The 13121-nt window shown below is 45.9% G+C and carries 13 protein-coding genes and 1 pseudogene; 7 read left to right on the forward strand and 7 right to left on the reverse strand.

Annotated features, from left to right (window positions below; genetic code table 11):
* Window positions 1-60 precede the first annotated feature (60 nt).
* The gene (gene bla, locus QRX25_RS05900; RefSeq protein ID WP_212100982.1) at window positions 61-981 is read left to right on the forward strand and encodes a class A beta-lactamase; all 921 of its coding nucleotides are present in this window, start codon (window positions 61-63) and stop codon (window positions 979-981) included.
* 127 nt (window positions 982-1108) lie between these two features.
* Entirely contained in the window at window positions 1109-1387 is a 279-nt protein-coding gene (locus QRX25_RS05905; protein ID WP_212100985.1) for a putative quinol monooxygenase, read from the forward strand.
* 117 nt (window positions 1388-1504) lie between these two features.
* Here the strand turns inward: QRX25_RS05905 and QRX25_RS05910 are convergent, their stop codons facing one another.
* The 3 genes from QRX25_RS05910 to QRX25_RS05920 all read right to left on the reverse strand — a co-directional run bounded on the left by QRX25_RS05910 (window position 1505) and on the right by QRX25_RS05920 (window position 4285).
* Entirely contained in the window at window positions 1505-2917 is a 1413-nt protein-coding gene (locus tag QRX25_RS05910; protein ID WP_212100989.1) for an MDR family MFS transporter, read from the reverse strand.
* A gap of 129 nt (window positions 2918-3046) precedes the next feature.
* Window positions 3047-3529, reverse strand: a complete 483-nt coding sequence (locus QRX25_RS05915) for a MarR family transcriptional regulator (protein WP_212100993.1) — start codon at window positions 3527-3529, stop codon at window positions 3047-3049.
* Between the two features lie 423 nt (window positions 3530-3952).
* The gene (locus QRX25_RS05920) at window positions 3953-4285 is read right to left on the reverse strand and encodes a hypothetical protein (protein WP_065981212.1); all 333 of its coding nucleotides are present in this window, start codon (window positions 4283-4285) and stop codon (window positions 3953-3955) included.
* Window positions 4286-4385: 100 nt separating this feature from the next.
* Here QRX25_RS05920 and QRX25_RS19825 point away from each other — a divergent pair.
* A pseudogene (locus QRX25_RS19825) lies at window positions 4386-4782 on the forward strand (MgtC/SapB family protein); the annotation flags it as partial.
* Between the two features lie 564 nt (window positions 4783-5346).
* Here QRX25_RS19825 and QRX25_RS05930 read toward each other — a convergent pair.
* The 3 genes from QRX25_RS05930 to QRX25_RS05940 all read right to left on the reverse strand — a co-directional run bounded on the left by QRX25_RS05930 (window position 5347) and on the right by QRX25_RS05940 (window position 6634).
* On the reverse strand, window positions 5347-5520 hold the full coding sequence (locus QRX25_RS05930; RefSeq protein WP_065981213.1) for a YjfB family protein: 174 nt from the start codon (window positions 5518-5520) through the stop codon (window positions 5347-5349).
* A 45-nt stretch (window positions 5521-5565) separates the two neighbouring features.
* The gene (locus QRX25_RS05935; RefSeq protein ID WP_065981214.1) at window positions 5566-5967 is read right to left on the reverse strand and encodes a ribosomal maturation YjgA family protein; all 402 of its coding nucleotides are present in this window, start codon (window positions 5965-5967) and stop codon (window positions 5566-5568) included.
* 97 nt (window positions 5968-6064) lie between these two features.
* Window positions 6065-6634: a YjgB family protein gene (locus QRX25_RS05940; protein WP_065981215.1), complete on the reverse strand. Its 570-nt coding sequence runs from the start codon at window positions 6632-6634 to the stop codon at window positions 6065-6067.
* Between the two features lie 124 nt (window positions 6635-6758).
* Between QRX25_RS05940 and fdhF the strand changes: the two genes are divergently transcribed.
* From fdhF to QRX25_RS05960, 4 genes are all read left to right on the forward strand, one after another.
* A complete protein-coding gene (gene fdhF / locus QRX25_RS05945; RefSeq protein WP_212100994.1) occupies window positions 6759-9716 on the forward strand; it encodes a formate dehydrogenase subunit alpha in 2958 nt (985 codons plus the stop codon).
* A complete protein-coding gene (locus tag QRX25_RS05950; protein WP_212100995.1) occupies window positions 9709-10251 on the forward strand; it encodes a helical membrane plugin domain-containing protein in 543 nt (180 codons plus the stop codon). The genes fdhF and QRX25_RS05950 overlap by 8 nt, the downstream gene beginning before the upstream one ends.
* A gap of 207 nt (window positions 10252-10458) precedes the next feature.
* Complete coding sequence (locus tag QRX25_RS05955) at window positions 10459-11679, forward strand: cytochrome P450 (protein ID WP_212100996.1); 1221 nt, start codon at window positions 10459-10461, stop codon at window positions 11677-11679.
* Window positions 11676-12860 carry a macrolide family glycosyltransferase gene (locus QRX25_RS05960; protein WP_212100998.1) on the forward strand — a complete coding sequence of 395 codons (1185 nt, stop codon included), beginning with the start codon at window positions 11676-11678 and terminating at the stop codon, window positions 12858-12860. Before QRX25_RS05955 ends, QRX25_RS05960 begins: the two co-directional genes overlap by 4 nt.
* Window positions 12861-12900: 40 nt before the next feature.
* On the opposite strand, the gene QRX25_RS05965 is transcribed toward QRX25_RS05960, so the two are convergent.
* The gene (locus QRX25_RS05965; protein ID WP_003154919.1) at window positions 12901-13086 is read right to left on the reverse strand and encodes a DUF8096 family protein; all 186 of its coding nucleotides are present in this window, start codon (window positions 13084-13086) and stop codon (window positions 12901-12903) included.
* Between the last annotated feature and the right edge of the window lie 35 nt (window positions 13087-13121).

Genomic DNA, 13121 nt, shown 5'->3' on the forward strand with positions numbered 1-13121 from the left:
TTTTCCTGTTTGTGATGTTAATTAGAAGGGGTACACAAAATCATTGAAGTAGGAGGCCTGATGAATGTGAAAAATAAAGCATCAATAAAATTCGGGATATGTATTGGGCTTTTATGTGTGAGCTTTACCGGTTTCAATTCTTTATTCGGCTCAACGCATGCTGAAGCGAAATCCATAGAAGACACAAAAATGACAAGCTGTATAACGAATCAAAAATTTGTTCAGCTTGAGAAAAAATTTGATGCCAGGCTTGGAGTTTATGCGATTGATACAGGGTCAAACAAGACAATCGCCTACCGGCCAAATGAACGATTCGCTTACGCATCAACCTATAAAGTCCTGGCCGCAGCCGCTGTCCTGATGAAAAACCCGATTGAAAAACTTAATGACGTCATCCGCTACAGCAAAGAAGATCTTGTTACATATTCTCCGATCACAGAAAAACACCTGGATACAGGCATGAGCCTGAAAGAAATCTCAGAAGCCGCTATCCGTTACAGCGATAATACCGCCGGGAACATATTGCTGCAGCAGCTTGGCGGCCCTAAAGGTTTCGAAAAATCACTGAAACAGATCGGGGATCATGTAACGAAAGCTGATCGATTCGAGACGGATCTGAACTCTGCAATCCCCGGGGATATTCGTGACACAAGCACAGCAAAAGCGCTGGCAACCGACCTTAAAGCTTTCACTTTGGGTAACACTCTCACGACTGACAAGCGGACGATCTTAACTGATTGGATGCGGGGCAACGCTACCGGAGACGAACTTATTCGGGCAGGCGCTCCTGCGGGATGGGAAGTCGGCGATAAATCCGGGGCCGGAAGTTTCGGAACACGAAACGACATTGCTATTGTTTGGCCGCCTGACAGAGCTCCTATTGTTTTGGCCATCCTGTCAAAACGGTTTACGAAAGATGCGAATTATGATAATGCTCTTATCGCTGAGGCTGCAAAAGTCGCCTTTGATGACCTCAAATAAACTTTTTAACACGGCCGTTCATTTTTTATGGACGGTTTTTTATATGTTGAGACCACGGTATGCCGGTTTCATTATAAATGATATAATGAAAAGCCATAAAATGATGTGAAGAGGGGGAAGGATTTCGATGCATTACATAACTGCATGCTTAAAAATCATCAGTGATAAAGACCTTAATGAAATAATGAAAGAATTTAAAAAACTTGAGGAAGAAACGAACAAAGAAGAAGGCTGCATTCAATTCCATGCTTATCCGCTTGAACCATCAGAACGCAAAATCATGCTTTGGGAGATTTGGGAAAACGAAGAAGCTGTTAAAGTCCATTTTACGAAAAAACACACAAAAGACGTTCAAAAACAAGAATTAACAGAAGTAGAATGGATACTGAAAAGCAATGTGGAGTGAGTAAAAGGCTTTTATATTGTGTCCAATTCTGTCAACAACTAAAACCCTTGCTGCGCAAGGGTTTTTTTACTTTAAAGTTCATTTCTCTTAGTTCTCAGGGAGACCATAAAAAGTTCTTTATATTGCAGTCTTTTTATGGGTAAGAAATAGACTTGGAATGAAGATGGCCGCAAGGATGATGACGGATACTAAGAATCCGGCATGGTAGCCCTTTAAACTGTTTTCAATTGTTGGCTGCAATCCTTGTATGACAGTTGCGGTAACGGTGGCGATCACAGCTGATCCAAAGCTGGCCCCGAGATTTTCAATCATATGAATACCGACACCTGCTTCCGGAAGCTGTTTGCCGTCTAGTCCTGTATAAGCGTCGCTCGTTAACGGAAGCATAATTCCTCCAAAACTGGTGCCCCGGATAAACAATACGACGGAAATCCAAATCAAACTCGTTTTATCAGTGATATAGATCAGCGGTACAGATCCGATAAGCGAAAGAACAAGACTGACCATAACCACGTATTTCGCACCGATCTTATCAATCATTTTTCCGATCAGCGGCCTGGTAACGAGCATCCCGACTCCTTGGGGAATTAAGGCAAGCGCTGCTTCAATTGCCGTGAAATGACGAAAGTTTTGAAAGAACAGCGGAAGAATTAACATCGGTCCCATGATGGCAATATTCGCTAAAAACAAACCGATCGCAGATGCTGTGAAGCTCTTGTGTGCAAACAAATTCATCGGCAGCACGGTTTGATTTTTTCTGATCTGATTATATACGAGGTAAATGGCTGCTGAAACAAGACCAATGCCCGCCCATAAAATTGTATCGATATTATTAAATGATGCATGATCCGCTGCTTTCGTAATACCGTAAATCAATGCCGCGCTCATTAAGGACAAATTGATAATCCCGAAAATATCGAGTTTACGATCTTTGTTGAATGGTTCAAAGTCTGGAATGGTTTTCATCATAAGCGGTGCAGCAATCAAAACGATGAACACGTTGATGAAGAAAATCCAATGCCATGAAGCGCCTTGAACGATGAAGCCTCCGATGACAGGTCCTAAAATCGGGCCGAAGATCATAGGGGTGCTGACGATTGCCATCACTTTTCCCAAGTTTTCCGGACCTGCTGTTTTAACCAAGAGTGTTGACATAAGCGGAGTAATAATGCCAGCGCTGAATCCTTGAAGCAAACGGAAGAAGATGAAGCTGGAAACGTCACGGCTCATTCCCGCAAAAACAGAAATGACACCAAAGGCGATGACTGAGCCGATGAAGATTTTCTTGCCGTTATATTTGTTCATAAGCCAGCCGGACACGGGTACTGCAATCGCAAGTGCTAACACATAGCCTGTAACGGACCATTGAATGGCAGCCAATGTCGTGTTGAAATCTTCAGTCAGTTTGTCGATGGCGATGTTCACCATCGTTGAGTCAAGCATTGGAGCGATTGCTCCCAGTGCAATAGCCCAGGCGGCTGTGAGAACTTCTTTTGGCAGCCGGGGTTCCTTTCTTTTATGTTTTGACATATTATTCTCCTCTCAATCGTTATTTTGTTTCCTTGTCAACAAAATAATAGAGTGATTTTGTTTCTTTGTCAACAATAAGAGGAGGGTAAAAAGGCAGCCCGTTTTCATGGAGCAGGGCTGCCTATGGTTTTATTCAATTTTATCCGATTTAATGTCTGCACCAAGTTTCTTTATTTCTGAATCCAAATGCCTGCTGTATGTTTCCACGAAGCTCAGCATCGTGTCAAATTGTTCATCAGTTACTTGTTCAAACACGATTTTGTCCCGTTCTCGGAACTCTGTGTGCAATTTCTCATGAATTTTATAAATGACTTTCCCTTGCTCAGTAAGCCTAAAATAGATTTCTTTCTTGTTAACCGGCTTCTGATAGCTTTCGATAAGGCCTTTGTTTATAAGCTTCTTAGTTAATTTACTTATGGCGCCTCTCGTCATATAAAGGGACTCCGCAAGTTTAGTGACATTGGCGTCTTCAATTTTTTCGATAAATTCGATGCAATGCACTTCAGAAGGCTTATACTCCTTCAGGCTTTCTTCCATCTTCAGCCTATTAAGCCACACCATCTTGTTAAAAAAGTCCCTGAAATTCGTGAGGAGCTGTTCTTTTTTGTCCATAGCCTGTCCTCCTGCTCAGTGGTGCTTACACAATATTATAAAATTTTTGTTTCTATTACAACAATCGTAAAGTTATTATTTGGGAGCTGAGCGATAGGCTGCAGAAATATTGACTGTTATCGGTGACGTCTATATTAAAAAAGCAATTATGTATTTCTTTTGCGGCGTCACTGAATGCATCGATTGCAGCCCTCTTTTTAAAAAGAGGGCTTTTTTTATGTTAAATAGTTTGCTCTCGTGTCTATGCTCGATGGTTACATCTCTTTGGGAAAACTTTTCGGTTCCTGTCTATTTGCTGTTTTTTGGATCAATAAGGTGTTCACCTTAATTGAGTAACTGGGTTGGACGTTTAGATCCGCAGAGATAATGGAGGTCGAAAAAAAACATGCCGTTTGCGGATTTCAGCCTGTCTTTTGAGCAGGATCATTCTTCAATGACGCTTATTTCCCCAGTTCCGAAAAAAAGTGAAACGCGTTCTCCTTGCTTTTCATAGGTTTTAATGAGTCCTTCCTGCCCTTTAAGTTTCCAGCCTTTTTCGGCTATTACCATTTGGTATAAACCGCTCGGACCTTCTTCTTCTTTTGCGAAACGATATGTATAGTTTGAAACGTATTTTCCTTTTTCGTATTCCTTTGTTTTGCTGTGCAGAGCGAATAATGGCACCGGGAAATCCGGGTGAGAAACGGATGCTTTATATCCTCCCGAAATAAATAAGATAAATAACAATAATATGAAAAACCACAGAATATATTTCATAAAACCTCCTTATGTCAATTAGTCGGTGCATTTTGAAAAAAGATACACCGCATGATTGGGTTGTAAGATCGGGTAAGAAGATAAGGAAAGGGGAGAGACGATGGAACTTGATTTTGTGATTCGTCTGGCGGTTGCGGGTCTGCTTGGGGCCCTGATTGGATTGGAGAGAGAATTCAGGGCGAAGGAAGCCGGTTTGAGGACACACTTTCTGGTGGCCGTGGGCAGCGCCTTGATGATGATTGTTTCCAAGTACGGATTTTTTGATTTGTTATCCAACAGCCATACGTCTTTTGATCCGAGCCGGGTGGCGGCGCAGGTCGTCAGCGGCGTCGGATTTTTAGGAGCAGGCACGATTATTTTGCAGCGGCATGTCGTGCGGGGGCTTACGACGGCCGCGGGGATTTGGGCTACGTCAGGAATCGGGCTGACGATCGGGGCAGGGATGTATGTCATCGGCATCAGCGGCACGATTTTGGCGTTAATCGGGCTAGAACTTTTAAATTTTCTGTTTAAGCCTGCGGCGCACTCTTTGTCTGTCAGTTTCCAAATTGAGGAGAAAGCCGTCATGCATGAACTTTTAACTTCACTTGAAGCAAAGGGAATTCTCATTACATCCTATGAATTGAATAAATCGGTGCTTGAAGTGAAAGGAAGAGTGAAAAGCAAAAGCGGAAAAGCGGCAGTGATGGAGAAAGTTCAATCCCTCCCGTATATCCTGTCGGTCAAAGTAGAATAGCAGAAAGGGGGGCTCCCCTGTCTGCGGGTCTTTTTCTTTCTCGAGTTCAAATATTAATACCAAGGATAGAATGGGATATACGGCCGCGGAACATAAGGATATGGCCGCGGATAGTACGGAAATGGTCTGGGGAAATAAAAAGGCGGGCGCGGATAATGATATGGCACCCGTTCTTGGCTCTCGGCTGTGTATTCATGATAGAAAGGATCGTACAAGAGAAAACCTCCCTTGAAAATATTGATTCCGTTTACCATATTCCTGTATGCCCGGTATAGTGTACGTACACCGGGCAAAAAAAGATGCCGGTTATCATCCGGCATCTTTTTTACACCTTCACGTCAATTACATGGCCGGCAGTCGGGTGCTGGGACGGCAGCATTTTTACTGTTTCTTCCGCAGTGGCCTGGGCATTCTGCATGACCGTTTTTGTTAACGCGATATTTACATTCTGCGCCAGAGATGCTTGGTGCATTGCGATTGATAACGCAGGGATATCCATAGATTCCACACCTCCTTATTCCTTCATATCGGCAGCTTGCTCCGATTATGAAGAGAGCCGGCGGTTTCTTTTTACGGCCCATTCTAAAAGTGCGGCCGCGCATACTCCGACGGTATAGGCGAAAATGTCACTCCACACAAATTGCCAGCCAAGGATCAGCCCGCCGAGCGTGCTGCTTCTGATCGCGTCAATCCACGGCGCGTGATACAGCTGGCTGCATTCAATCAGATAGCAGAACGAGAGGCTGAGGATGGCGGATGTTTTCGTCCGGATGTTTCGAAACAAACACCCCAATCCGGTAAAAATCATGGCCGCCCACAGGGCGTCCCCTAAATAAGCGTTTATGATGCCGGGCAGCAGGGCGGTTATGTATGCCGTTCTGGATAGTAAACCGAGGGCGGCGATAAAAACGGTCAATGCCCCGTATGTCAATGGATGTCTACTCACTTCACATGTTCCCCTTTTTTTGTACTCCCATGTATTGTAAGGAATGTCGGAGAAGCTGTCTATGAAAAAAACGGCCCGGAAGGCCGCTTTTTTCGCGTTATCTTGCTTTTAAATTAACGTGGTCTGCTTTTTGATCACTGCCGATGACGAAGTGGAGCTCATATTGCCCCGTATGGTAGACGTAATCTGTTTCGCCCGTTTTGGGCACCGTCAGAATTTTGTCAGCGCTGCCGATTTGTTTGCTTAAGATGTCAGGTGTGACGCTGCCGAGGTTTAAGCGCCGTTCGACCCCTGTTCCGAAATAGCGGATTTCTGAGATTTTTCCGTTTTTATGATAGGAAAATCCATAACCGGGGTTTCCCATGTTCCAGCTGTATAAATCAAATGGATTGCGGCTGTCTGCTTTTTGTTCCGGCTCTCCGATTTTATCGTAAACGTCCTGTCTTGTGCTTTCATTGATTTTCAGGCCCTTCACATTTTGGGGCATTTCTCCATTGAACGCCGATTGATAAAGGCTGTTCACCAGTTTTTTTGCACTTTGATTTTCCGTGTATGAAGCGGCTGCGGCATGGACGGACTGTGTATCTGAAAATGCTTGTGCCCCGAACGCGCCTCCCGTAAGCATCACTGCCGACAATCCCGTGATGAGTGTTTTTTTCTTCAACATACGTGAATGCCTCCTTTTTACCGCTCATACCCGTATGTTTCCCCAGCTAAACGAGATGTTTTACTGAAAGGCCGGCTGGGAATCATAGAGGATGTATAGAGGGGTATAGAAAGGGGAAAGGAAAATGGCTGATACAAAGAAGGTTACAATCAATGGCGTTGAAATGGAAGCGGCAGACGGTCAAACCGTTTTGCAGCTTTTGAACAATAGTTCAATTGACGTACCGCACGTGTGCTATCATCCGAGTCTCGGGCCGATTGAAACATGCGATACCTGTATCGTCGATGTAAACGGGGAACTGGTGCGTTCGTGTTCCGCGCAAATAAAGGACGGAGATATCATTGATACGCTGTCATCCGATGTGAAAAAAGCGCAGATTATCGGCATGGACAACATTTTGCACAACCATGAATTGTACTGCACGGTTTGTGATTACAACAATGGAAGCTGCGAAGTACATAATACCGTAAAGGAAATGAAAATCAATCATCAAAGCATTCCGTTTGATCAAAAACCGTATCCTAAAGATGAATCAAACCCGTTTTACCGGTATGATCCCGATCAGTGCATTTTATGCGGGCGCTGTGTCGAAGCCTGTCAGGACGTACAGGTAACCGAAACCTTAAGCATCGATTGGGAGCGGAAACACCCGCGGGTCATTTGGGATCAGGATGTGCCGATCAATGAATCATCATGCGTCTCCTGCGGACATTGTTCGACGGTATGTCCGTGCAATGCCATGATGGAAAAAGGTATGGAAGGCGAAGCGGGGTATTTAACAGGCATCAACCAAGAGACGCTTCGGCCGATGATTGACATCACAAAGGGCGTCGAAACCGGATACGGGTCGATTTTAGCCATTTCGGATATGGAATCGGCCATGCGTGATGAAAGAATCAAAAAGACGAAAACCGTATGCACATACTGCGGTGTCGGCTGCAGTTTTGATATATGGACGAAAGGAAGAGACATTTTAAAGGTAGAACCTCAGGCTGAGGCGCCGGCAAACGGAATTTCGACGTGTGTGAAAGGGAAATTCGGCTGGGATTTCGTCAATAGTGAAAAGCGTCTTACCAAACCGCTTATCCGGGAAGGAGACTCGTTTCGGGAAGCGGAATGGGATGAAGCGCTGCAGCTGATCGCCGATAAATTTACGGATATAAAAGAAAATTTCGGGCCGGACGCGCTTGCTTTCATCACATCTTCCAAATGCACGAATGAAGAATCATACGTGATGCAGAAACTTGCAAGAGCCGTGATCGGCACGAATAACGTCGACAACTGCTCACGCTACTGTCAGTCTCCCGCCACGGCCGGATTGTTCAGGACTGTCGGCTACGGCGGCGACTCAGGATCAATTACAGATATAGAAAAAGCGGAACTCGTGCTGATTATCGGCTCGAATACGTCTGAGTCTCACCCCGTTCTGTCTACACGCATTAAACGTTCCCATAAGCTGCACGGACAGAAGCTCGTCGTGGCTGACTTGCGAAAACATGAAATGGCTGAGCGCTCTGATGTGTTTTTCCAGCCGCGTGCCGGATCAGATATTGTCTGGCTGAATGCCGTATCGAAATATTTGCTTGATCACGATTTGGCGGATACTGCATTTCTGAATGAGAGAGTGAACGGACTGGATGAATTCGTGAAAAGCCTTGAACCTTACACGATGGAATATGCTGAAAAACATACCGGTGTGGACAAGGACACCTTAATCAAAGTAGCCCGGATGATTCATGAAGCCGGCAGTGTGTGCGCACTGTGGGCAATGGGGGTCACCCAGCATATCGGAGGAAGTGATACGAGCACGGCCATTTCCAACCTGCTTCTTGTGACCGGAAATTACGGCAAGCCCGGGGCAGGCTCATATCCGCTTCGGGGCCATAATAACGTGCAGGGTGCCAGTGATTTCGGCAGTATGCCTGACAGCTTCCCCGGCTATGAAAAAGTAACGGATGAAAAAGCCCGCAAAAAGTATGAACAGGGCTGGGGAACAGACTTGCCGAAAGAAATCGGAATGACAAATCATGAAATGATCGAGGGCATCCACTCAGGAAAACTGAAGTCCATGTACTTAAAAGGAGAAGAAATGGGACTTGTTGACTCCAATATCAACCATGTTCATGCCGCCTTTGAAAAGCTTGATTTCTTCGTGGTGCAGGATATCTTTCTTTCGCGTACGGCTGAGTTCGCCGATGTGGTGCTTCCGGCAAGCCCGAGCCTAGAAAAAGAAGGCACGTTTACGAATACGGAACGGAGGGTGCAGCGTCTTTACCAAGTGTTTGAACCGCTGGGCGATTCAAAGCCCGATTGGCAGATCATTACGGACATCGCCAACCGGCTGGGCGCTGATTGGCGCTATGAACACCCGGCAGACATTATGGAAGAAGCGGCGATGCTTTCACCGCTCTACGCAGGCGTCACTTATGAACGGCTCGAAGGCTACAATTCACTGCAATGGCCGGTTGCAGCGGACGGAACCGATTCACCGCTTTTATTTACGGACAAGTTTCCGTTTTCAGACGGCAAAGCGGTTCTCTATCCCGTTCAGTGGACGGAGCCGAAGGAATTTGATGAAGAATATGATCTTCATGTGAATAACGGGCGGCTGCTTGAGCATTTTCATGAAGGAAATCTGACTTACCGTTCAAAAGGGATATCCGAAAAAACACCGAGTGTATTCCTGGAGGTCTCACCCGAACTCGCTGAAGAAAGAGGGCTTGAAGACGGAACGCTTGTCCGTCTGACATCGCCCTACGGGAATGTGAAAGTCAAATGCGTCATCACAGACCGGGTAAAAGGCAAGCAGGTATATCTGCCGATGAACGATTCAAAAGACGCCGCTATTAACCTTTTAACAAGCAGCTATGCGGATAAGGATACCGATACACCGGCCTATAAAGAAACTTCAGCGAAGATGGAGATTTTGAAAAAAGAAGGCATTAACCCGCTTCCGAAAATCAATTTCCGATACGGAAACCCGCAGCCGCAGATCGGTGTCCGGGTTGAGCGGAAATGGGCGCGTAAAGATTATGTATTTCCGGGAGACGCCGTAAAAAGGGGGAAACAGCAAAATGGCTAAAGCAATCAGCAACATCCAAAAACAGACCGTCACAGAAGAAGACAAACGAAGAAAGGACTTAGAAGAGATCGAGACGGCTCTTTTACAAAATAAAGACGCGATTTTGGAGTCACTGCATATTCTTCAGCAAATGAACGAGCGCGGCGTTTTGGCGCTGCTGCGCGGTCTCTTCGGCCAGGGCGACAAAGTGATGGATATCCTGGTGAAAAAAGCGAATACCCCGGAAACGGCCAATATGCTGAAAAATCTCCTGCTGTTGACCGGCGTCCTCGGCATGCTTGATGTAAAACAGCTTGAGCCGTTTATCGTCAAACTCAATGCGGGGGTCACAAAGGCTGTTGAGGAGAAAGACAGCGGCAAAAAGACGGGTTATTTTGATATCGTCCGCGCTTTAAAAGACCCGGAAATCAACAAGGCCGTCACTCTGCTGTTTTCTTTCCTTAAAGGCATGGGTGCTGATACGGACGATATGGAGAGAAATACGCAGCCTCCTGAAGACCAAAAGCACCATCAGAAACCGCAGACGGATGAGTGAACTTCATCCCCCGAGCCTGTCCTATGGCTCGGGTTTTTTGTGCGCTCCCGCTGCTTTCTTGGGAAAAATTTCACTTCCGGATTCATGACTATTGTTGTGTTATGTTAATAGTTAAGGTTATGAATAGAAAAAAATTGAAAATATGTGCTAGGATAAAATTCAAGGCACATCAACTATTCAAATATGAAATAATCAGGAGTGATAACCATGAGTAACCTGAGGAGCCCGAGACAAGCCATCCAAAGAACCCTGATGAAAGGAAAAGACGGCCTGGACGTATACAACCCTTTTCCTTGGTACGAAAAAATGAGACGCGAAAGCCCCATTCAATTTGATGAAGAAACTAAGGTTTGGAGTGTGTTTTTATACGATGATGCCAAAAAAGTCATCAGTGATAAAGAGACGTTCTCAAGCCTCATGTCTGACATGAAAAGCTCGATTGCAAAGTCCATGCTGAATATGGACCCGCCGAAGCATACCCAAATCAGATCTGCCGTCAATCGCGCTTTTACTCCCCGCGTATTGAAGGAATGGGAGCCGAGAATTGAAGAGATTACCGATAGTCTGCTGAAACAGGCAAAAAACAAAGGCCGGATTGATATCGTGAAAGATCTCTCCTATCCTTTGCCGGTCATTGTGATTTCTGAATTGTTAGGCGTTCCATCCGAACATATGGAACAGTTTAAAAAATGGTCGGACATTCTCGTCAGCATGCCGAAAGATGCGAGTCCTGAAGAGGCGGAGAAAAATCAGCAGGAACGTGATCAATGTGAGACAGAGCTGGCGGCATTTTTTGCGGAAATAATAGACAGCAAACGAAAACAGCCCGGCCAAGACATTATTTCAATTTTGATAAAAGAGGAAGAAGAGGGAGAGAAGCTCTCGGCCGAAGACCTGATCCCGTTTTGCAACCTGCTTTTAGTGGCGGGAAATGAAACAACGACTAATCTCATTTCAAATGCGGTTTACAGCATATTGGAGACGCCGGGCCTTTATGAAGAACTGAGGCAGGATCCTTCTCTCATTGCGCAAACGGTGGAGGAAACGCTTCGTTTTCGCGCTCCGGCTCCATTTGTCAGAAGGACGGTCCGGCACGACACTGAATTGCGCGGACGCCGTTTGAAAAGCGGAGAGATGGTTCTCTGCTACATTGCGTCTGCCAACCGTGATGAAAACAAATTTGAGCAGGCAGATGTATTTGATATTCATCGCCAATCAAATCCGCACCTTTCCTTCGGGTTCGGCGTACACTTCTGCTTAGGCGCTCCGCTTGCCAGACTTGAAGCGGAAGTCGCGCTGAGAGGCATTGTAAAGGCCTTTTCACACTTGGAGCCCGTCCGGGTTGAGCCGATCCAAAACAGTGCCATGTACGGGCTGGAGTCTTTAGAAGCGGAGATAAACGAAAACAGGGGAGAAGAAAAAAGATGAAACAAACACATATCGCCATTATTAATGTAGCCGCTCACGGCCATGTCAATCCGACGCTGCCCGTCGCCGAAGAACTTGTCAAACGCGGGCACAGAGTGACATTCGCTACGAGTGAGGATTTCGAGGCCTCCGTTGCCAAAACGGGCGCCATTCCCGTTTTATACCGCACAAGCTTTAAGGCAGATCCGGAGACGATAAAAGAACGGGTGAATAAAAATGACGCGTTTGTGATGTTTCTGGAAGAAGCGGCAGAAGTGCTTCCGCAGCTGGAAGAGCTGTACAAAGACGATCTTCCTGACATCGTCCTGTTTGATTTTTTAGCTCTTGCCGGAAAATTGTTTGCGGACAGTTGTAACATCCCGGCCGTGAAGTTCTGCCCGAGCTATGCAATGAATGAGTATTTTCAATTAGGAAGAGACGAAGATACACTGGAAGCGGCCAAACAGGCGATAGAAGAATACCAGGAGCAAATTGAAAATGAACAGCTCAAACGGATGACAATGGAAGAATTTTTCATGCCTGAAAAACTGAATATTGTCTTTATGCCAAGGGCCTTTCAGCCGAAACAGGAAACCTTTGATGAACGGTTCTGTTTTGCCGGTCCGTCCCTTGGGGAACGCACAAATACGGGAAGTCTGGAAATTGATGCAGCCGATGACCGTCCGCTTATGCTCATCTCACTGGGAACGGCGTTTAACGCCTGGCCTGAATTTTACCAGATGTGTATCGGTGCGTTTCGGGACTCAGACTGGCGGGTCATTATGTCAGTCGGCACAACAATTGATCCGGAAAGTTTTTCGGATGTGCCTGATCACTTTATCATCCGCCAGCACGTTCCGCAGCTTGACGTGCTGGAGAAAGCAAAGCTGTTCGTATCTCACGGCGGGATGAACAGTACAATGGAGGCGATGAATGCGGGTGTCCCGCTCGTTGTCGTTCCGCAAATGCACGAACAAGAGGTCACCGCAAAACGTGTCGATGAATTGGGGCTTGGCGTGCATCTGCCGCCGAAGGAAGTCACTGCGGCGCGTCTGCAAAAAGACGTTCAGAAAGTATACGGCGATAAAAACATCCTCAGCCGCGTGAAAAGCATGCAGCAGAAAATAGAAGAAACAGGCGGCGCCAAACAGGCTGTTTGTGCTATTGAAGAATTTTTGAAAGAGGCGGCCGTCGAACATTGATTGGGAAAACAGGCAGCGTGCCGGACGGCTGCCTGTTTTGTTATATGTTTTTCTTCATGCCGCATCTCCGGCATTCCCGCAAAAATTTTCCGCCCTTTACCGAGCTTTTAAACAGCGTATAGTCGCAATTATCACATCGGCCGCTGTGAACATCAGGATATTCATTGAACTCATAAATAACTGAAGTATCGTAGCCTTTTGTCTCGAACTCTTTTTTTGTTTCCATGATTGTAAGTCCCTCCGCGAATCAAATCGTTTTTC

Source organism: Bacillus sp. L381 (assembly GCF_030284525.1).
Taxonomy (GTDB): domain Bacteria; phylum Bacillota; class Bacilli; order Bacillales; family Bacillaceae; genus Bacillus; species Bacillus amyloliquefaciens.

Coding starts and splice junctions, on each gene's coding strand:
- bla (WP_212100982.1), top strand. CDS start 61: ATGAATGTGAAAAATAAAGCATCAATAAAATTCGGGATATGTATTGGG.
- QRX25_RS05955 (WP_212100996.1), top strand. CDS start 10,459: ATGAGTAACCTGAGGAGCCCGAGACAAGCCATCCAAAGAACCCTGATG.
- QRX25_RS05930 (WP_065981213.1), bottom strand. CDS start 5,520: ATGGATATCCCTGCGTTATCAATCGCAATGCACCAAGCATCTCTGGCG.
- QRX25_RS05915 (WP_212100993.1), bottom strand. CDS start 3,529: ATGGACAAAAAAGAACAGCTCCTCACGAATTTCAGGGACTTTTTTAAC.
- QRX25_RS05950 (WP_212100995.1), top strand. CDS start 9,709: ATGGCTAAAGCAATCAGCAACATCCAAAAACAGACCGTCACAGAAGAA.
- QRX25_RS05965 (WP_003154919.1), bottom strand. CDS start 13,086: ATGGAAACAAAAAAAGAGTTCGAGACAAAAGGCTACGATACTTCAGTT.
- QRX25_RS05905 (WP_212100985.1), top strand. CDS start 1,109: ATGCATTACATAACTGCATGCTTAAAAATCATCAGTGATAAAGACCTT.
- QRX25_RS05910 (WP_212100989.1), bottom strand. CDS start 2,917: ATGTCAAAACATAAAAGAAAGGAACCCCGGCTGCCAAAAGAAGTTCTC.
- QRX25_RS05920 (WP_065981212.1), bottom strand. CDS start 4,285: ATGAAATATATTCTGTGGTTTTTCATATTATTGTTATTTATCTTATTT.
- QRX25_RS05940 (WP_065981215.1), bottom strand. CDS start 6,634: ATGTTGAAGAAAAAAACACTCATCACGGGATTGTCGGCAGTGATGCTT.
- QRX25_RS05960 (WP_212100998.1), top strand. CDS start 11,676: ATGAAACAAACACATATCGCCATTATTAATGTAGCCGCTCACGGCCAT.
- fdhF (WP_212100994.1), top strand. CDS start 6,759: ATGGCTGATACAAAGAAGGTTACAATCAATGGCGTTGAAATGGAAGCG.